Source organism: Paraburkholderia sp. EG304 (genome assembly GCF_046543485.1).
In the GTDB taxonomy this organism is placed as follows: domain Bacteria; phylum Pseudomonadota; class Gammaproteobacteria; order Burkholderiales; family Burkholderiaceae; genus Paraburkholderia; species Paraburkholderia youngii.
Genome location: NZ_JBKGUA010000013.1, coordinates 138342 through 157904, shown reverse-complemented (window position 1 = coordinate 157904; position 19563 = coordinate 138342). Strand labels below are relative to the sequence as shown.

The following is a 19563-nucleotide window of genomic DNA, read 5'->3' as shown; positions in this document are numbered from 1 at the left end:
GTCAGCTCCCGGTGTGGACGCGCGGGCGTCGGCCGCGCGGCTTCGGTTGATGCGCGAGCGCTTCTTCGCGCGCGCGCTCGGTCAGGAAACGATGCAGAAGCTCGCCGGTGCCGAGCAGATGCGCGACCACCAGCGACTGCGCGGTCGCGATATCGCGGCGCTCGACGGCTTCGAGCAGAGCGGCGTGCTCACTGTCGGACTCGCCCTTGTACGACGGCAAGCCGAACTTCAGCCGCAGATAGCGTTCGCCGCGCCGGTGCAGCAAGCCGATCATGTCCTCCAGCTGCGGCCGGCCGGCGGGCGCGTAGAGACACATATGGAACGCGGCATTGCGCGTCACGTACAGCGACGGGTCCTCCTCGCGCTCGGCGGCGCTGCACAACTGCGCGGCTTCGCGCAGCGTCGCGGCGGTGTGATTCGGAATCGCGAGGCCGAGCGCGAGGCTTTCGAGCGCCGAGCGGATCTCGTAAATTTCGCGCGCTTCGTTGGCGGACAGCGGCGCGACGGTCGCGCCTTTGTGGACTGCCGCGCGCGCCCAGCCCTCGCTTTCGAGCTGGCGCAGCGCCTCGCGCACGGGAATCGCGCTGACGGAGAAATGCCGGGCGATCGCGTCCTGGCGCAATGGTGCGCCGGGCGCGAGGGTGCCGTCGACGATCGCCGCGCGCAGCGCCTCCGCAATCATGTGCGAAGTGCTTTCGCGAGGTGCCGCGGCCGGAAGAAACGAGCCGGTCACGGGCGCGTCCAGGGGAAAACCTTCAGTTGCGTCGGTCATAGTATCAAATATTATATATGAAAAGACGCGTATTTCAGCGCGGGCAAACCCGGACGGGGCCGCAACCACAATCCGGCAATTTCCCCGCGTCGTCCTCTGAATTAGTTGTACGAGGACATCGCCGATCAATCAACGTCGTCGATCCAACCCCAAGCGCGCCCGTCGTTTTTCGTTACGTTCAACCATCGTAGGCTGGAGGAGCAAGATGAATACATTGACCGACCGACGAGCGGTCGCGCGTCAGCGCACACCACTCAATCGTTCGCAGATCGCAGGGTTTTGGGGCGCGTGGGCCGGCTGGACGCTCGACGGCATGGACTCGTTCATTTACGCGCTGGTGCTCACGCCCGCGCTGACCGAGCTGCTGCCGCGTTCGGGCTTTGCGGCGACGCCGTCGAATGTCGGCCTCGCGGGATCGATCCTGTTTGCGCTGTTCCTGGTCGGTTGGGGGCTGTCCTTCATCTGGGGACCGCTTGCCGATCGCTTCGGCCGGACCAAGGTGCTCGCCGCGACGATCTTCACGTTCGCGATTTTCACCGGACTGTCCGCTACCGCGAGCAACGTTTGGGAGCTGGGGATTTTTCGCTTCATCGCGGGCGTCGGGATCGGCGGGGAATGGGCGCTCGCGGGCACCTACGTCGCCGAGGCCTGGCCCGAAGATCGTCGCAAGATGGGCGCCGGTTATCTGCAGACCGGCTACTACGCGGGCTTCTTTCTCGCGGCCGCACTCAATTACACGATCGGCGTGCACTTCGGCTGGCGCGCGATGTTCCTGACCGGCGCGGTGCCGGTCGTCGTCGCGATTCTGATTCTGCTGCGCGTGAAGGAGCCGGAGAAGTGGCAGAAGGCCGACGCAAAGACGGTGCGCGTGAAGCCGCTGCGCGAGATCATGGGGCCGGCTTACCGGCGTCGCACATGGGTCGCGTGCATTCTGCTGACGATCGCCATCATTGGCTTGTGGGCAGGCGCCGTGTACGAGCCGTCCGCGGTGATCCAGCTCGCGACGCGCGCGGGCATGTCGAAGGGCGATTCGATGCGCACGGCGTCGCTGGCTACCGGCCTGCTGTCGATCGGCACGATCCTCGGCTGTCTCGCGCTGCCGCCGCTGGCCGAGCGCATCGGCCGCAAGATGACGTTGGCGGTGTACTTCGCGGGGATGGCCGTGTCGATCGCGGCGAGCTTCGGCTGGGCGTTCTATCTGCCGAACGGGCTCGCGCCGTTCATCGCGTGGCTGTTCGTGCTGGGCTTTTTCGGCGGCAACTTCGCGTTGTTCAGCCTGTGGCTGCCCGAGCAGTTCGAAACCCGCGTACGCGCAACCGCGTTTGCGTTCTGCACGTCGTTCGGGCGCTTCGTCGGCGCGGGCGTCAATTTTCTGCTCGGCGCGGCGGTGCTGCACATGCAGACCCTCGGCGTACCGATTGCGTTGACCGCACTGGCGTTCGTGCTCGGCCTGTTCGTGATTCCGTTCGCGCCGGAGACGAAGGGCGAGACGCTGCCGCAGTGAGAACCAGGCGGGCGGCGCGCGTTACTTCGCGTGACTGCGCGCCCGCCCGGCCGGATGCAGCAGCGTCAGCAACGGCCAGCCGAGATTGACGCCGAGACTCGCGGCGACGATCAGCGCCATGCCGGCCAGTTGCGACAGCGACAGCGCACGGCCATACACGAGCGCATCCACGACGATCGCGGTCAGCGGATAAACGAACAGCAGCACCGCGATCACCGGCGTGCTGAGCTTCGGCAGCGCGCCGTAAATCAGCACGTACGACAATCCCGTGTGCAGCACGCCCATGCCGATCAGCCAGACCCACTGCATCGGCCCGATATGCGTGAGCGTCAAAGGCGCGATGAGCGGCGCGATCAGCGGCAGGCAGATCACGCCGACCGCGCATTGCATGAGCGTCAGAAGGTGCGGGCGCATTTCGCCGAGGCTTTTCGCGATCAGCGTGACGCTGGCATAGAGCAGCGAGCCGAACAGCGCTTCGCCCAAACCGATCAGATAGCTGGTGTGGCCCTGCAGATTGCCGGCCGCGATGACCCCCGATGCGAGCACGAGCCCGACGAACGCGGTCGCGATCCAGCCGAGCCGATCCGCGCCGAGCCGTTCGTTAAAGAGCGCCGCGCTGATCAGCACGACCCAGAACGGCTGCACATGAAACACGACGGTGGCAACCGCGATGCTGGTGCGATGAATCGCGTCAAAAAAGCCGACCCATTGCGTGACCATTAGTACGCCGGAAATCAGCGCGAGCACGACCGTGCGGCGTGTGAACTGCGCGCGCGTGAAAAAGCCCTTCCACGCGCAATAGGCGGCCAGCGACAGAAAGCCGAACAGACAGCGGAAGAACACGAGCGTCAGCGCATCGAGCCGCGCCTCCTCGACGAAAACGCCGATCGTGCCCATCAGCAGCCCGCCGCTCGCCAGCGTGATCGCGCCTTGTTGACGTGAGGTGAGGGACATGCGCAACGGCTCCGTTAGATCATGCCTGCGAGTATTGCGCCGCTTGCGGGCTTATCACAAACGAATTAAATTGAGCAATTCCATAAGCTCAGTTGATAAATCGTGAACCCTGAATTCGACGTCGATCTGTTGCGCAGCTTCGTCGCGGTCGTGGAGGCGGGCAGCTTCACGAAGGCGGCGGCGAGCGTGCATCGCTCGCAGGCGGCGGTGAGCATGCAGATCAAGCGGCTCGAAACAATGCTCGGCACGACGCTGTTCGCGCGCAACACGCGCAATCTGTCGCTGACGCGGCCCGGCAATACGCTGCTCGAATACGCGCGGCGCGCGCTCGCGTTGCAGGAGGAGGCGTGGTCGGCGATCGTGCGGCCCGAGGTGACCGGGCGGGTGGTGCTCGGCGCGCCGGACGACTACGTGTCGTCGCTGCTGTCTCCGGTGTTGCGGCGATTTGCGACGCTGTACCCGCGTGTCGAGATAGAGATCGTCTGCGCGCAAAGCACGGCGCTTGCGCCGATGCTCGCCGACAACAAGATCGACCTCGCATTCGTCACGCGCGACCGCAAGCTGCGCGGCGAATTCGTGCGCAGCGAGCCGATGGTGTGGGTGGGAGCGTCGGTCGATACGCCGGTGTTGAAGGCGTCGCCGTTGCCGGTGGGGTTGTACGAGCCAGGCTGCGTCGCGCGCCAGCATACGCTCGCCGCACTGGATGGCGCGCGCATCCGCTACCGCGCGGCATTCAGCAGCGCGAGCCTGATGGGACTCGTCGCGACCGTGGATGCCGGTTTGTCGGTGATCGCGCTCACGCGTTGCAGCGTGCCGCCGCGGCTCGCGATTCTCGGCGACGCGCAAGGCCTGCCGAAAATCGCGCCGCTCGAAATCGTGGTCGCGCGCAGCGCGAAATCGGATCGGCCGACCTGCGATTATCTGGCGCAGCAGATGGTGCAGGATCTGTCGTTGCGGTAGCCGAGCGTGACGCGGTCGGCAACTTCATCACCAAGGACGACGATCCGCTCAGCACGCGGCGGGCGGCATCAAAAGTTGATATTGGTCCGCACGCCGACGACGAACGTATTGCGCAGCGGCTGCGTCGGGTCGTTCGGGTTCTGGCCCGCGCCGGCGTTGAACGTGTATTGCGCGTCGGCCTGCACCTGCCACCACGGATTGATCTGGTATTGGTAGGTCGCCTCGAGCGTGGTTTCGCTGGTGCGCACGCCGTACGGGCTGCCGTTGAATGCGAGGAAGTCCCTGTCGAGTCCGTTCACGTGACCGCCGACCTTGATGTAGGTCAGCGCGAGGCCGGCGCTGTCGTTGTCACGGCCCTTGAACGGCGCCTTCAGCACGACGCCGAGGTTGGCCGCGACCTGCACGAGATTGCGATCGCCCGGCGCGCCCATCACGCGCGCGAACAGGCCGAGGCTGCGTGGTTCGTCGGGGTCGGGGCGCCACACCATCTGGTCGGCGACCGCATAGAAGCTGTAGTTGCCGCTGTGATTCGCGGCGATGCCGGTCGACGCAGGATTCGCGAGCGACAGTCCCATATTGTCGAAACGCTGATCGGCGAATTTGTTGGTGTTGTACCAGACGCCGAGCTTGTAAGTGCCTGGTAGACCGCCACCGCCGGTGCCGCCCCTTTCGCCTTCGGACGGCTGGTTGATCGCGTACTGCAGCTCGCCGATCCACAACGCGCCGTTATGCAGGTTGAAGTTCGTGCCGCTCATGTTGTTCGGGTTGTTGCCGAGCGGGTCCCCCGAATACACACCGGCCAGCGCGGTCAACGATGGGGTGATCTGGCCGCGCACGCGCACGCCGAGACCCGCGAGCGGATAGGCGGGACCGCCCGACGGCAGATCGTATGAGGGCAGCGCGGGCCAGCCGAACATCGTGTTGAGGAACAGCGCCGCATACGCGCTGGTGATGAATTCCTGGTCGAGACTCTGCTGACCGATCTTCACGTCGACGCGTTTGTTCAGGAACGACTGCTGATACCAGAGCTCCCACAGACGCGTCGCGTTGTCGGCCTCGATGCCGCTCGCGGTATTCAACGTGCCGAGCTTGTTCGCGCTCAGGTTGGCGCCGTGAATCTGCAGCGCGCTGACGTTGAAGAGGCCGCCTTGCAGGCCGAACGCCTTTTGCGTATCCATCTGCAACGTGGCGGTGGTGAGGCCATCGTAGTCGGCGCCGCGCGCGAGACCGCCGCGCAGATTGGCCAGCACTTCGCTGGTCTCGGTCAGAGTGAAGGTCATGCCGTACTTGCCAAGCCACGGACGCAGGCCGCCCATGTCGCCGAGCATTTGCTGACGATCCCAGAAGCCGGTCGACTCTTTGGTCTGCGTCGCCTCAGTGTTCACGTCGGCTTCGGGCGCTTCCGGGTTCGCATCGGGATTGGCTTCGGCCAGCGCCGCGTGGCCGGTCAACGAGGCAGACGCGAAGACCGTACACAGTGCAACGCGCCGCATAGAAGGCAAAAGCGTACGATGAATTGCAGCGGTACGTGCTGAAGGGTCGCAAACCGGACGCGCGCCGGCGCGCAGTCCCTTAAGTTGGGCGAACTTCATCGAGATCCTTATTGGTGTTGTTTCGTCCGATGCCGAAGCAGGTAATGGCCTGATCGTACGCAGGCGACTTGCGAGAGTCAAACAAATGAGAACGATTCGCATCAATCTCGCTGGCGCGTCATCCGGTGTTAACGAAAACGTAACGAAACCGAATTGACGTAGCCATACCGAACGCGACAAAGGGCAAGTTGTCGAAGCGCTCGAAGTAACCCTGAAAGTCAATGTAAGGAGTCGAAATGAGCAAGCGCATTCTTCTGGTTTCGTTGCTGGCGAGTGGCGGTCTGTTGCTGGGCGGCGCCCCGCACGCGCAGTTGAATCTGAAGCAGTTCGGTATCGGCGGGGGCGGTGACAGCTCGGCGGGTGCCGGGGCGGCGTCGGGCGGTGTGTCGCAGCTGCTGCAGAGCTATGTGGGCGCGAACCAGCAGGTGCTGAGCGGGCAATCGAGCCTCGCGTCGGCGATGGGCATGACGAGTGCGGCCGGCCAGGCGCAGCAGGCGGCGGGGCTCCTCACCGGCGGCACGCCGTCGGTCAGCCAGTTGACGCAGGTCGGCAGCACGCAGCAGTCGCTGTCGCAGAAGCTCACCGATGCGTTTGCAAATCATGCAAGTGGCGGAGCCTCGGCGACGCCGGTCAACAAGGAAGCGTTCACCCAGGGGCTGTCGTCGCTCGGCAAGGGAGTGAGCCAGTATGCGAGCTTGCAGTCGGGGCTTGGCAGCCTGGGTCAGATGAGTCCGTCGTCGCTGCTGCAATCGGGCCTCAATCCGCAGACCGCGCAAAGCGCTTCGTATATCGCGCAGTCGGCGCCGGGGCAGTTGCAGTCGCTGATGTCGACGCTGAGCTCGGCCGTGCAGTTCGCGTCGAGCCACGGCATTACGGTGCCGTCGATCGCGACGTCGGCGTTGAAGGGAATGTAGGCGCGTTTCGCTTCGCCCGGCGCGGTCGATTCAGCGCCGAAAGCCGCTATGATCGCGTCGAACCCGCAACTCAACTGGAATTCCGCCGATGTCCCACGCCGTCAATCTGGAAAACTACTTCGCCCGCATCGGCTATCAGGGCCCGCGCGCCGCCACGCTCGACGTGCTGCGGGCGATTCACCGGCTCCATCCCGCCGCGATTCCGTTCGAGAACCTGAACCCGCTGACACGCCAGCCGGTCAGGCTCGAGCTCGAAGCGATCGAACGCAAGCTCGTGACCCAAAAGCGCGGTGGCTACTGCTTCGAGCAGAACATTCTGCTCGCGAACGTGCTGATGCAACTCGGCTTCAAGGTCACGCCGATGCTTGCGCGCGTCGTATGGGGCCGCGAGCCCGGCACGATCTCGCCGCGCACGCACATGGTGCTGCGTGTCGAGATCGACGGCGACGAATGGATCGCCGACGTCGGCTTCGGCGGCGTGACGTTGACCGCGCCGCTGCGCCTGACCGCCGGCCTTGCGCAACCAATTCCGCTCGGCACGTTCCGTCTCGCCGACGCGGGGCACGACACCGTGTATCTCGAGGTGCTGGCGCCTGACGAGACCTGGTCGCGCGTCTATCACGTCGATCTGCGCGCGGTCGAGTGGGTCGACTATGAACTCTCGAACTGGTACACGTCGACGTCGCCCGATTCGAAGTTCGTGAATAACCTGCTGGCGTGCCGCGTGCTACCCGAACTGCGCCTCGCGCTATTCAACGATCAGTTGAACGAGCGTGACGCGCAAGGGCAGATCGTTAGCGAACGGCGCCTCGCGAGTGCCGCCGAACTCGCCGACTGCCTGCGCGAGCGCTTCGGCTTGAACCTGGAGGACATCGATATCGCCGCCGTGTTCGAGCGCGTGCGCACGCGTGATGCGGCCGCATAAGCCGAGCCGATGAAGGAGCCGCGATGGTCGCACGTATGATCCTGCAATCGCTGGCCTGGCTGGCGTTCATGGGCGTGCTGCTGTTCGGCGCGGCCGGCACGCTCGCGTGGCCGGCCGCGTGGTGGTATCTGCTGGAGCTCGCGGTGTTGAGCCTGTGGCTCGGCTCGTGGCTCGCGCGCCATGATCCCGCGCTGCTCGCGGAGCGGCTCGCGCCGCTCGTGCAGGCGCAGCAGAGCCGCTGGGATCGCGTGTTCATGGTCGCGATCGGAGCCGCGTGGTGCGGCTGGCTGATCCTGATGGGCTTCGACGCGATGCGGTTTCGCTGGTCCGCGCCGCTGCCTTTGTGGCTGATGGGCTTCGGCGCGCTATGCGTGTTCCTGTGCATCTTCATGTGCCGCTTCGTGTTTCGCGCGAACAGCTACGCCGCGCCGGTGGTCAAGGTTCAGGCGAGCCGCGGGCACAAGGTCGCCGATACCGGACCCTACGCGTACGTCCGTCATCCGATGTACGCGGCCGCGCTGGTGTTCTTCATCGGCACGCCGCTGATGCTCGGCTCCTGGTGGGGGCTCGTGGCGCTGCCCGTGATGGCGTACGGCATGGGCTGGCGCGCGGTGCGCGAGGAGCGGCTGCTCACCGAGCAGCTCGACGGCTATACGGCGTACCTGCAACGCGTGCGTTACCGTTTAGTGCCGTTCATCTGGTAGCGCGTCCGGGTGGTCTCGCCGCCGTCGAAGCGGGTAAGATGGCTCCCGGCCGCCGGAGAACCGGCCACGGTGTACCTGATGTAACACCGGCGAACCACCGACGAGGTTTGGAGTGAAAACAACTACACAGGCGCGCATCGCGCCCGCCGCACAGACCGAGCAGAACCAGGACGCCGCCGATCGCAACCGCGACACGCCGGTCAAGGCGATGCCCGCCTACGAGCAGATCAAACGCTACGTGCTCAAGCGCATCAGCGAGGGCGCATGGAAGCCGGGCGGACTGATTCCTTCCGAAACGGAGCTGGTCAAGGAGTTCGGCGTCGCGCGCATGACGGTGTCGCGCGCGCTGCGCGAGCTGACCGCCGAGCGCGTGCTCACGCGCGTGCAAGGCTCGGGCACCTTCGTCGCGCCGCAGCGGTATGAATCGACGGTGCTGGAGATCCGCAATATCGCCGATGAAATCGCCGCACGCGGTCATCGTCATTCGGCGCGCGTGCTCACGCTCGAACCGAGCGACGACGCCGATGCGCTCGAAGCGCTCGGTCTCGCGAGCGGTCCCGCGTTTCATTCGTGCATCGTGCACAGCGAGGAGGGCGAGCCGATCCAGTACGAGGACCGTTACGTCAATCCGAAGGTGTTCCCCGAGTATCTGCAGCAGGACTTCTCGGTCGAAACGCCGAATCACTACATGGTGCGGCTCGCGCCGGTGCAGCGCGCCGAGTTCCGCATCTATGCGCAGAAGCCAGACGCCTATGTGCGGCGTCATCTGATGATGGATATCGGCGAGCCGTGTCTGCTGCTGTGGCGGCGCACGTGGGTCGGCGAAAACGTCGCGACATCGGTGCGGCTATGGCATCCGGCGTCGCGGTTTCATCTGGCGGGGACCGTGTAGCCCGGTTTCCGAAGCGCGCTTCATCCCTGGCGCTGCGACGTATTCGGCGAAAAGCGGCAGCCGAGCCGGTAGCGCGAACCCGGGTGCACGAAACGCGCGAACGTCACCGCGACGCCGCTCGTCCACGTGCGGCGCGTCAGCGTCAGGCACGGTTCCTCCGCGTGAATTTCGAGCAGCTCGGCTTCGGCGGGCGTCGGCAGCGCGGCGTCCACCACGTGTTCGAGATCGTGCATCGGCACGGCCGTCAGCAGATACTCGGACGGCTTCAGCGCCGAAAAATCGTGCTGCAGAAAATCCGGTGCGACGGCCGGATTCACATAGCGATCTTCGAGCTGCACCGGCAGGCCGTTCTCGCGATGCACGCAGATCACATGAAACACCGAAGCGCCCGGCGCCAGTCCCAATGCGTTCGACACCGTGACCGACGCGGTCTCGCGCTGCAATAGCACCATGTCGCAACGATATGCGTGGCCGCGCGAGCGGATCTCGTCGCCGATATGGGCGATCATCAATAGCGTGGATTGCGGCTTGTTCGGCGCGACGAAAGTACCGACGCCCGATACGCGCGTGACGAGCCCCGCGTCGGCGAGCTCGCGCAACGCGCGGTTGACCGTCATCCGCGATACGCCGAGCGTCCCGACGAGATCGAGTTCAGAAGGCAGACGATCGCCCGCCTGGCGTTCGCCCGAGACGATGATCTGGCGGATGTGCTGCTTGACCTGCTCGTAGCGCGCAGCGGGCGCCTCCTCACTGCCGCGCGCGGTTCTGGCCGCGGCGCGGGCCGCGCTGGCTGAGAATTTGCCGTGAGGTTTGTTGCGAGCGGTGGTGCTCATAGCGGCTGGCTGTCGTCGGGGCCGCGCGTCCAGAACGCATTGCGGTCGAAATAGTTTTGCAGAAACTGCCGCAGACGCGGCTGCGCGGCACCGTGAAACACGTCGCGCGGCTTGCCCTGCACGGCAATGCGGCCCTCGTCGATGAACATGACCTTGTCGGCGACCTGTGCGGCGAAGCCCATTTCGTGCGTGACCACCGCCATCGTCATGCCGTCGCGCGCGAGCTGCTTCATCACCTGCAGCACTTCGCCGACGAGCTCCGGATCGAGCGCCGAAGTCGGTTCGTCGAACAGCATGATGTGCGGCTCCATCGCGAGCGCGCGCGCAATCGCGACGCGCTGCTGCTGACCGCCCGACAGCTTCGCCGGATACGCATCGCCCTTGTGCGCGAGGCCGACCGTCTCGAGCATCGCGTTCGCGCGGCGGCGCGCTTCGTCGTTCGACAGGTGCCGCACGCGCAGCAGCGCTTCCATCACGTTGCCGAGCGCGCTCATGTGCGGCCACAGGTTGAACTGCTGGAACACCATGCCGACGTTGCGGCGCACGCGGTTGATCTCGCCATGCGACGCGCGCACGCGTTTGCCGTTGCGCTCGGTATAGCCGAGCAGTTCGCCTTCGATGCGCACGTCGCCGTGATCGTAGGTTTCGAGCGCGGCGAGGCAGCGCAGCAGCGTGCTCTTGCCCGAGCCCGACGGCCCGATGATGCAGACCACTTCCGAGCGCGCGATCTCGAGATCGATGCCGCGCAGCACCTCGACATCGCCGAAGCGTTTGCGCAGATCGCGCACTTCGATCAGCGGCGCGGCATTCGATGCGTTCGCCGTTGCGCTGGCGGACGGCGCGGAAGATTGCGCGGAAGATTGCGCGGGGGAGTGCATGTCGGCGATGGCGTTCATAGGGGTCCCGGAATCATGCCATGAAGCGTGCGAGGCGGGCTTCGGCCCACATGCCCGCGCGCGAGATCAGCTCGACCAGCGCGAGATAGCACACGCACAGCACCAGCAGCGTTTCGACGAAAGCGAAAGTGGCCGAGCCGATGCCGGTCAGCACGAACGTCAGTTCGGGGACGGTGACGATCGACAGCACGGCCGTTTCCTTGCTCAGCACGATGATCAGATTGGTCAGCGCGGGCACGATCAGCACCAGCATTTGCGGCGCCTGGATGCGTACGATCGCCTGCCAGCGCGTGAGGCCGAGACACGACGCCGCTTCGAGATGGCCTTTGGGCACCGACTGGAAGCCGGAACGGAACGCCTCGGCGAAATACGCACTGCCGTAAAGACCCAGGCCGACGATGCCGGCCGTCATCGGTTCGAGCGTGAGGCCGATCGACGGGCCGCCGTAGTACAGCAGAAACAGCTGCACCAGAAACGGCGTGCCGCGCAGCAGTTCGATATAGACGCGCAGCGCGGCGCGCAGCCAGCGTCCGCAGAACAGTTGCAGCACCGCGATCAGGAAGCCGATCACGAGACCGATCGCGACGCCCGCGGCCCAGCTGCCGAGCGTCGTCGCGAGGCCGGCGGCGATCGGCTGCAGGTTGTGCGTGATGACGGTCGGATCGAACGTTTGCATGGCGAGGTTGGCTTAAACGTGAGTCGATTCAGGTGTGCTGCAAACGGTGCTCGGCCGCATGCGCGACGAGCGCGAGTGAACCGCAGATCACGAAGTAGATGAGCCCGGCCGCGACATACGCTTCGAGCGGCCGGTAAGTGCTCGCGGCGATGTTCTGCGCGGTGCGCGTCAACTCGGCGACGCCGACCACCGAGATCAGCGAAGAAGCCTTGATCAGCAGCACCATTTCGTTGACGAGCGACGGCAGCGTCAAACGGAATGCTTGCGGCACCAGAATGCGCCGTAGCGTATCGAGCCGGGAGAGCCCTAGCATGCGCGCGGCTTCGAGATGTCCGGGCGGAATGCTCAGAAAGCCGCCGCGCAGAATCTCGGCAATATACGAGGCCGAGCACAACGACACCGCGCTGATCGCAGCGACGATCGGCGACACGTTGATGCCGGCGAACGGCAATAGGTAGTACACGAGCAGCAACTGCACGAGCATCGGCACGCCGCGAAAGAAGAACACATAGGCGCCGCCCGCGAGCCGCGCGGCGCGATGCTGCGACAGCCGCGCGGTGCATACGCCGATGCCGACGAAGAAGCCGATCACGAGCCCCGTCAGCGAAATGCCGACGGTAGCGAGCGCCGCGTGCAGCAGCAGCGGCAGGCCCTGAACGAAGACGGTCGTGTTGAACATGGATCGCGGCCGGTGGAACTGGAAGGGCGATGCGTGGCGCCCACGCTAAGGACGCTCAGTAGTTCGGCGTGGGCATCGTGGAAGGCATCTCCATCGCGACACCGAACCACTTCTTCTGCAACGCGGCGAGGCGGCCGTCCTTCTGCATCTTCACGAGCGCGGCATTGAACGCGTCGGCGAGCGGCTTGCTGTCGGCGTCCTTACGCAATGCGTATGCGAAGTACACCTTCGCGCCGAACGGTGGCTGCACGACCGCGAACATCTCGGGGCGCTGCTTGGCGACATACGCGATGTTGGTCATCGAGTTCGCGACCGCGGCGATGCGGCCTGCCGCGAGGTCCGCGTAAGCCTGATTGTTGTCGACGTACTCGCGGATTTCCGGCGGCTTCGGCAGCGTGGCCGCGTAGCTCTTCAGCTGATCGAGCTGCGCGGAGCCCTTGCCCGCGCCGATCGTTTTGCCCGCGCTATCCGCCGATTGCTTGATCGACGCATCGTTCGCGCGCTTGAGCAGCGCGTCGGTCGCATCGGCGACGGGCAGCGTGTACGTGTAGCGTTCCATGCGCGCCTTCGTGACCGTCAACGGGCCGCCGACCATATCGAACTTGCCCGCTTCGAGACCGGGCAGCACGCTCGGCCACGGCAGATCGATGAAGCGCACCTTGACGCCGATTTCCTTGCCGATCTCCGCGAACAGGTCTTTGTTGAAGCCGGCCTGCTGACCGTTCTCGAGGAAGTCGAACGGCGCGAACTGCATTTCGGTGCCGACCACCAGTTCGCCGGCTTTCTTCACTTTGGCGAGCTGGTCTTCGGCGTGCGCTGCGACGCTTGCCGCGCACAGCGCCAGCACGACCAGACCACATTTCCAGCCTGCAAGGATACGCATGGGGTTCTCCGGGGGCGAATTGGTGTTGGGTGGCCGGCGTGTCGAAGTCTTCGTTGTGGACCCGCCGCGCCGACGCCAGGTGCGGGCCCTGCTGGGCAGTATATACTGCGTTTCCGGCGAAAAATAAATGCTCGCGCGAGTAGAGAAAAGCCCTGATATTGAGGCGCGCGAAGCAACTTGCAGCACTGCTTTTGGCGGTATATACCACTGCAATACCGATCCCTCGAAGGAGCAGCGCGATGCCCGCGACCCGCATTCCGATCATCGATGTCGCCGGCGTGCGCGCGGGCGATCAGCAGGCGCTGCGACGCGTCGCGAAGGAAATTCATGAAGCGTGTACGACGATCGGTTTTTTCTACATCGTCAACCATGGTGTGCCGCAAGCGACGATCGATGCCGCCGCGCAAGCCGCGCGCACCTTCTTCGAGTTTCCGGTCGACACGAAACGACGCGCGGCGGTCAATCATCGGCATCGCGGTTTCAATGCGCTCGGCGACGCGACGATGTACCAGGCCAAGCGCCCCGACTACAAGGAGTTCTTCAGCATCGGCCTCGAACTGCCGGAAGACGATCCCGACGTGCTGGCGGGGCAGGCATTACGCGGGCCGAACAACTGGCCGGATTTCATGCCCGGGTTGCGGCCGGTGCTGTATGACTATTACGAGGCGGTCGGCGCGTGCGGCGCCGATCTGCTGCGCGCGGTCGCGGTGAGTCTCGGCATCGAAGAAAATTTCTTCGTGCCGCGCTACACGAAGCGCATGCAGCGCACGCAAATGGTCTACTACCCGCCACAGCCGCCGCAATCGGATGAAGATCAGTTCGGCGTCGCGCCGCATACCGACTACGGCTGCATCACCTTGCTGTGGCAGGATCAGGTCGGCGGCCTGCAGGTGCGCGAAATCGCCAACGATACGTGGGTCGAGGCGCCGCCCGTCGAAGGCAGCTTCGTCGTGAACGTCGGCGATCTGCTCGCACGCTGGACCAACGATCGCTTTCGCTCGACGCTGCATCGCGTGATCAATGCATCGGGGCGCGAGCGCTATTCGATCGCGACGTTCTACGATCCGACCTATGGCGCGCTCGTCGATCCCCGTGAGCTCGGCGCGAGCGACGCACAAAGCAAATATCAGCCGGTCGCCGCGGGCGACTATATCCTCGGCCGCATCAACGATTCGATGGGCTATCGCAAGAAACTCGCCGCTACGGCACAGTAAGGAAATCCTGCATGACAGAGCAGAGCATCACCGAAGAGAAGAAGACCCCGATCGCAAGCGCGACCGCGCCGCTCGCGTCGACACTCGAAGCGTTGCGCGCCGCGCTCGGCGCCGACGCGGTGCGCGTCGGCGAACAGATCGGCGAACACGCGATGACCGACTGGACGCGCCACGAGCCGACGCGTCCGGCGGCGCTGCTGCTGCCGCGCACGACCGACGAGGTATCGCGCGCACTTGCGATCTGCCACGCCGCGCATCAGCCGGTGGTGCCACAAGGCGGCATGACTGGACTCGCGGGCGGCGCGATCGCGCGCGCCAACGATGTCGCGTTGTCGCTGGAACGTTTGAGCGGCGTCGAAGAACTCGACGCGGCGTCGGCTACCTTGACCGTGCGTGCCGGCACCACGTTGCAGGCCGCACAGGAAGCCGCCGAGCAAGCGGGCTTCGAACTCGCGCTCGATCTCGGCGCGCGCGGCTCATGCCAGATCGGCGGCAATCTGGCGACCAACGCGGGCGGCAATCGCGTGATCCAGTCCGGCACCGCGCGCGATCAGGTGCTCGGTCTCGAAGTGGTGCTCGCGAATGGCGACGTGCTCAGTTCGCTCGGCAAGATGGTCAAGAACAACACCGGCTATGACCTGAAGCACTGGTTCATCGGTTCGGAGGGCACGCTCGGCGTGATCACCCGCGCGGTGTTGCGGCTGCATCCGCGACGCGCGGCGCGTCATACGGCGCGCGTCGCGTTGAACGACTACGATGCCGCGGTGAGCCTGCTGCGCCGTCTCGCGACGCGCTTCGGCAACGACATCGGCGCGTTCGAGATCATGTGGCCGGACTTCTATGATTTCGGCGTGAAGCTGACCGGCGCGCGCTCGCCGTTCGACGCCGCACATCCGCTCTATGCATTGATCGAGCACGCGGGTTTCGATGCCGACGACGCTGGCGAACGTTTTGCGCAAGCGCTAACCGACGCGCTACAGGCGGGCGCGCTGCGCGACGCGGTGATCGCGCAATCGGTTGCCGATGCGCGCGCGCTATGGGCGATCCGCGAGTGCACCGCGGAGTTTCCGCTCAAGCTCGATCCGATCAACTTCGACGTGAGTCTGCCGATCGGCGAGATCGGCACGTTCGTCGACGGTTGCCGCGCGGCGCTCGATCAGCGCTGGCCCGGCAACCAAGCGTATTTCTTCGGGCATATCGGCGACTCGAATCTGCATCTGACCGTCGATGGCCATTCGATCCCCGGCGTCGATCATCACGCGGTCTATGCGTTCGTCTACGAGATGCTGGGGCCGTTGCGCGGGTCGGTGTCGGCCGAGCATGGCATCGGTTCGCTCAAGCGCGAGTTCCTGCCGATTTCACGCTCGCCAGCCGAGCTCGCCGCGATGGTCGCGATCAAGCATGCGCTCGATCCGCACGGCATTCTGAATCCGGGCAAGCTGTTCTGATAGCGACGAGCACCCGCCACGCGCGGATCACGCGTGGCGCATCGGCGATGCCGCGCCGTCAGTGCGCGTTCAGATAGCTGACGATCAGCGGATAGACATCGACCGCCGCGTTCTTGCCGAAGATGCAGTCGATATGCCCATAGCCCGGAATCAGATGCCGCTCGTACGGCTGCTCGGGGAAGCGCCCGCGCAGCAGGTCGTAAGTGTGCGCGGTGCTGACCGGCAGATACGTTTCGTTCTTCTCGCCGTGAATGAAGCCGATCGGCAGACGCATCCCCTCGAGTCCTTTCATGCCGTTTGCGCCGCTCAGATAGACGTCGTCGCCGCGCGCATCGACGACATGGCCCGCGCGCACCATCGTGGCCAGATGCTGGAAGACGGCCATGTCGTGAATGCCGAACAGTTCCTGCAGGTTCGCATGCAGCGTCTCGTTAAGCTTGTCGTGCTCATAGAGCAGGCCATACAGGAACGTCGCGCGATGACAGATCGGATTGCCGCAGCCCTCGTCGTGATCGACCGGATAGAGACGCAGCGCTTCGTCGAACAGGTTCGCGGGCCACGAGTCTTCCTGCGTATAGGCAGTGAGGTCGCGGATGCGCAGATGCTGCATCAGGTCGGGAATATGCAAGCCGGCCTTGATCCGTTGCAGCGTGCCCGGCACCGGATGTACGGACACCTGCGAGATCACCGCCGAGCGCACGCCTTCGAGTCCATATAGCAGCGACATGCTGAGCGCGAGTCCGCCCAGGCAGTGGCCGAGTACCTGGATGTTCGGCGCGCCGGTCACCTCGCGAATCTTCGCGACCGCGGCGGGAATATCCTCGCGCGCGACCATGTCGACGTTGGCCGGCACGAGCACGCTCGGCAGTTCGATGCTGACGCGCAGATCGACGAGCCATACGTCGTAGCCCGACGCGTACAGATATTCGACGAGGTTGGTCGAGATCAGATCGGTCGAGAAGATGCGGCTCGAGACGCCCGAGCCGTGGATCAGCAGGATCGGCTTCGACTCTTTGTCCGCGGCAGGATCGAAGTAGCGTGTGAGCTTGAGCCGCGTACGGTCCGGTGTATCGAAGTAGGTGACCTGCGGCGCCGGCGCGCGCAGCGTGCGCTTGGCGCGCGGCGGCGTGTAGGGATCGTAGAACTGCAGCGGCGCGGCCACGCCACCGTATTCGGTGAACAGCACGCCCGCGAAGAATTTGCCGAACTTCAGCGTCCATTCGAGGCGCGTCTTCAGGTCGGGCGCGTGCGTGACTTCGAGCGTGCGCTGCTGCTTCAGGAAGTTTTCCGGCGTGATGATCAGCGTGGCGGTGCCGACGGCGGGCGCATCGTCCCTATCCGACGCGCGTATCTCCGCATACAGCGTGTTGGTCTGCTCCCACAGGTTGATCGGCGACGTGCGCGTGATGATCTTCTTGCCGGTCAGATACCAGGTGTTGCCTTCGGCCGCGTCGAGCGTCATCCGGTAGTTCATGTTGCGCTCGTCGACGTCGGACTCGTCGACGACGAACAGGTTGAACGTGCCGTCGCTGATCGTCAGCGGTTGCGCGGAGAGGGCGGGGCAGCTCAGCGTGCCGGCGGTGCGCGCGAGGTGATTCGGGTTGCTCAGCATGTCGGCGAGATCGTCGGACTCGACCGTCAGCGTGAATTCGATCGGGCTTTTGGCGGCTTCGCCCGCCACCTTGGGCGTGTAGGTGCCGACCATCGTCTCGGTGAAGCGCAGGCCGATCTTCTGGGCGGGCGGCGCGGCGGCGGTGCCCTTCGACGCGTAATCGATCGACCAGTCGTGCGCTTTGGCCAGCAGCGCGCAATTGCGTTCGGCGAGCGCGGAGATGGTCAGAAGCGGATTGACGCCGAGCGACATCGGCATCACCGCGCCGTCCATCACGTAGAGGCCGTCATGCACCGCGGCGCCGTCCGTGCCGCTGAACACGCGGCCCAGATGATCGACCACGCCATGCGCGGCGTCCTCGCCCATGCCGCAGCCGCCGAGCGGATGCACGGTCACGGTGTGCCGGCCGGCGATCTTCGTCGAAATCGGGTTGCGCAGATATTTGCCGCCGAGGGGCCTGGTCGCGTCGATCAGCACGTCCTCGACGGTCTGGAAGATCGGCTGGCGACCCGCCTTTTTCCATTCGATGCGCGCACGGCCTTTATCACCGAGCTTGATGCGGCCGCTTTCGTCGTCGTGCGCCATCACGAGGTAGCTTTGCGTGTGATTGAGCGCACCGTGGTACGGGCCGCGGATCAGGCTCTCGATCGCGCGCGCGTCGTAGGCCGCGCGCTCGAGCAGCGACGGGGCGCCCGCCGCATCCACGCCTTCGAGCGGCGCGACCGCGCCGAGCATGCCGACGAGCGCTTCGCCGACCGCGCCGGCCAGCGAGCCTTCCTCGATCACAAAGCCATCCCTGACGTTTTTCTCGGCGGCGCGATTGTCGATCAGGCCGGTGATGGTCGGCCCGACAGGCGGAATCTGCCCGGGCTTGTGCTCGCCCCAGCCGACGCCGTTGATCGGGTCCTTCGTGTTGTACGCGAAGGCGAGCACGTCGCCGTTGCCGGTGAAGTGCTGGCCGAGCATGTCCGACGTGCTCAGGCCTGCGTCGCGCGAGCGCAGCAGCAGCGCGGTCGAGCCGATCGTGCCCGCCGCGACGATGACGATATCGGCCAGCACGAACAGATCGGGCGCGTCGTAGCTTTCGCGGCCGAGCTTCACGAGCTGGAAGTTGACCTTCCATTGCTGCGTGTCGGGATCGCGCAGCACCGAATGCACGGCCGTGCCGGTGAAAATCTGCGCGCCGTGGGCGACCGCGTCGGGCAGATAGTTCATGTGAGTCGAGTTCTTCGCGTCGTAGTTGCAACCGGAGTTGCAATCGCCGCAACCGACGCAGCGCTGCTGCTCGACGCCCGCCGCGTTCGGGCCGCTCCTGAAGGTGACCGTGATCGGCGGACGGCTGAAGCGGTCGGCCATGCCGAGCGCCTGCGCCGATTTTTCGAGCGCCTGCAGCTTCGGCAGCGGCGGAAAGTCGTCCGGCACCGGCGACGGCGACAGCATTGTCCGGGCGAGCGCATAGCCGTCGTCGCGTCCGGCTTTGTCGGCGCGCAGCGCGGCCGGCCAGCGCGGGTCGTCCCACAGGCGCGGATCGGCCTCGAGCGCGACGTTCGCATTGATCAGCGAGGTGCCGCCGAGCCCGCAGCCCACCACCGCGTTGACGTCCTCGTTCACGTGCACTTCGAGCAGCGCGAGCGGTGAACCGATCTGCGCCTCGGCGGTGTTGTACTGGATATTCTCGACGCCCTGCACGGGCGTGCGCGGATACTCGCCGGCCATGAATTCGCGGCCGCGCTCGAGCACGCACACGCGACGGCCCGCGCGCGCCATGCGGCTCGCGGCGATCGCGCCGCCGTAGCCCGAGCCAATCACCACCACCTCGTAATGCCGTTGCAGCGCCGTCGGCGCGCTCGATAAGCGGTTCATCAGGACCACCTCGTCTGGAATCGGATGCGGGAAAGGAAGCGCGGCTTCGGAACAAAGACGGCGTGCTGCGGCAGCTTTTTTATCGTAGGCGGAATATCGCTGCAAAAAAAGCGGATGCAAAAAAAGCGCGCCATGGAGGGGCGCGCCGAAGTCGTAGCGTGCGACGTTCAGAGCGGCATGCCCGCCGGCCGTTGCCGGGTGTACCCGCCCGTACGGGCATGCGCTCTTACTTCGCTTCTTAT

General features: G+C 65.3%; 17 protein-coding genes. 8 read left to right on the top strand and 9 right to left on the bottom strand.

Annotation, left to right across the window (positions count from 1 at the left end; genetic code table 11):
* Position 1 precedes the first annotated feature (1 nt).
* Positions 2-772: a GntR family transcriptional regulator gene (locus ACLFKU_RS18025; RefSeq protein WP_368585288.1), complete on the bottom strand. Its 771-nt coding sequence runs from the start codon at positions 770-772 to the stop codon at positions 2-4.
* A 205-nt stretch (positions 773-977) separates the two neighbouring features.
* Between ACLFKU_RS18025 and ACLFKU_RS18020 the strand changes: the two genes are divergently transcribed.
* Positions 978-2276 carry an MFS transporter gene (locus ACLFKU_RS18020; RefSeq protein WP_410849957.1) on the top strand — a complete coding sequence of 433 codons (1299 nt, stop codon included), beginning with the start codon at positions 978-980 and terminating at the stop codon, positions 2274-2276.
* A 21-nt stretch (positions 2277-2297) separates the two neighbouring features.
* On the opposite strand, the gene ACLFKU_RS18015 is transcribed toward ACLFKU_RS18020, so the two are convergent.
* A complete protein-coding gene (locus ACLFKU_RS18015) occupies positions 2298-3230 on the bottom strand; it encodes a DMT family transporter (protein ID WP_410849956.1) in 933 nt (310 codons plus the stop codon).
* Positions 3231-3332: 102 nt separating this feature from the next.
* On the opposite strand from ACLFKU_RS18015, the gene ACLFKU_RS18010 reads away from it, so the two are divergent.
* Positions 3333-4190, top strand: coding sequence for a LysR family transcriptional regulator (locus ACLFKU_RS18010; protein WP_176368242.1), 858 nt, complete (start codon positions 3333-3335; stop codon positions 4188-4190).
* Between the two features lie 68 nt (positions 4191-4258).
* On the opposite strand, the gene ACLFKU_RS18005 is transcribed toward ACLFKU_RS18010, so the two are convergent.
* Positions 4259-5782: a carbohydrate porin gene (locus ACLFKU_RS18005; protein ID WP_410849955.1), complete on the bottom strand. Its 1524-nt coding sequence runs from the start codon at positions 5780-5782 to the stop codon at positions 4259-4261.
* Positions 5783-6018: 236 nt separating this feature from the next.
* Between ACLFKU_RS18005 and ACLFKU_RS18000 the strand changes: the two genes are divergently transcribed.
* The 4 genes from ACLFKU_RS18000 to hutC (ACLFKU_RS17985) all read left to right on the top strand — a co-directional run bounded on the left by ACLFKU_RS18000 (position 6019) and on the right by hutC (ACLFKU_RS17985) (position 9217).
* The gene (locus ACLFKU_RS18000) at positions 6019-6696 is read left to right on the top strand and encodes a hypothetical protein (RefSeq protein ID WP_410849954.1); all 678 of its coding nucleotides are present in this window, start codon (positions 6019-6021) and stop codon (positions 6694-6696) included.
* A gap of 88 nt (positions 6697-6784) precedes the next feature.
* Positions 6785-7621: an arylamine N-acetyltransferase family protein gene (locus tag ACLFKU_RS17995; RefSeq protein ID WP_410849953.1), complete on the top strand. Its 837-nt coding sequence runs from the start codon at positions 6785-6787 to the stop codon at positions 7619-7621.
* 23 nt (positions 7622-7644) lie between these two features.
* Positions 7645-8325 carry a methyltransferase family protein gene (locus tag ACLFKU_RS17990; RefSeq protein ID WP_368585294.1) on the top strand — a complete coding sequence of 227 codons (681 nt, stop codon included), beginning with the start codon at positions 7645-7647 and terminating at the stop codon, positions 8323-8325.
* Positions 8326-8437: 112 nt separating this feature from the next.
* Positions 8438-9217 carry a histidine utilization repressor gene (gene hutC, locus ACLFKU_RS17985; protein WP_368585295.1) on the top strand — a complete coding sequence of 260 codons (780 nt, stop codon included), beginning with the start codon at positions 8438-8440 and terminating at the stop codon, positions 9215-9217.
* A 20-nt stretch (positions 9218-9237) separates the two neighbouring features.
* Here hutC (ACLFKU_RS17985) and hutC (ACLFKU_RS17980) read toward each other — a convergent pair whose 3' ends face one another.
* From hutC (ACLFKU_RS17980) to ACLFKU_RS17960, 5 genes are read right to left on the bottom strand one after another with little or no spacing between them, the layout of a single operon-like run.
* Positions 9238-10050: a histidine utilization repressor gene (hutC, locus tag ACLFKU_RS17980; RefSeq protein WP_368585296.1), complete on the bottom strand. Its 813-nt coding sequence runs from the start codon at positions 10048-10050 to the stop codon at positions 9238-9240.
* Positions 10047-10946 (bottom strand): amino acid ABC transporter ATP-binding protein, encoded by a 900-nt coding sequence (locus tag ACLFKU_RS17975; protein ID WP_410849952.1) that lies wholly within the window; start codon positions 10944-10946, stop codon positions 10047-10049. The genes hutC (ACLFKU_RS17980) and ACLFKU_RS17975 overlap by 4 nt, the downstream gene beginning before the upstream one ends.
* 13 nt (positions 10947-10959) lie before the next feature.
* A complete protein-coding gene (locus ACLFKU_RS17970; protein WP_410849951.1) occupies positions 10960-11622 on the bottom strand; it encodes an amino acid ABC transporter permease in 663 nt (220 codons plus the stop codon).
* Between the two features lie 28 nt (positions 11623-11650).
* A complete protein-coding gene (locus ACLFKU_RS17965) occupies positions 11651-12301 on the bottom strand; it encodes an amino acid ABC transporter permease (protein ID WP_368585299.1) in 651 nt (216 codons plus the stop codon).
* A gap of 55 nt (positions 12302-12356) precedes the next feature.
* On the bottom strand, positions 12357-13184 hold the full coding sequence (locus tag ACLFKU_RS17960; RefSeq protein WP_176105688.1) for a transporter substrate-binding domain-containing protein: 828 nt from the start codon (positions 13182-13184) through the stop codon (positions 12357-12359).
* A gap of 239 nt (positions 13185-13423) precedes the next feature.
* On the opposite strand from ACLFKU_RS17960, the gene ACLFKU_RS17955 reads away from it, so the two are divergent.
* A complete protein-coding gene (locus ACLFKU_RS17955) occupies positions 13424-14398 on the top strand; it encodes an isopenicillin N synthase family dioxygenase (protein ID WP_368585300.1) in 975 nt (324 codons plus the stop codon).
* 11 nt (positions 14399-14409) lie between these two features.
* Complete coding sequence (locus tag ACLFKU_RS17950) at positions 14410-15846, top strand: FAD-binding oxidoreductase (protein ID WP_410849950.1); 1437 nt, start codon at positions 14410-14412, stop codon at positions 15844-15846.
* A 58-nt stretch (positions 15847-15904) separates the two neighbouring features.
* Here ACLFKU_RS17950 and ACLFKU_RS17945 read toward each other — a convergent pair whose 3' ends face one another.
* On the bottom strand, positions 15905-19321 hold the full coding sequence (locus ACLFKU_RS17945; protein ID WP_410849949.1) for an alpha/beta fold hydrolase: 3417 nt from the start codon (positions 19319-19321) through the stop codon (positions 15905-15907).
* Between the last annotated feature and the right edge of the window lie 242 nt (positions 19322-19563).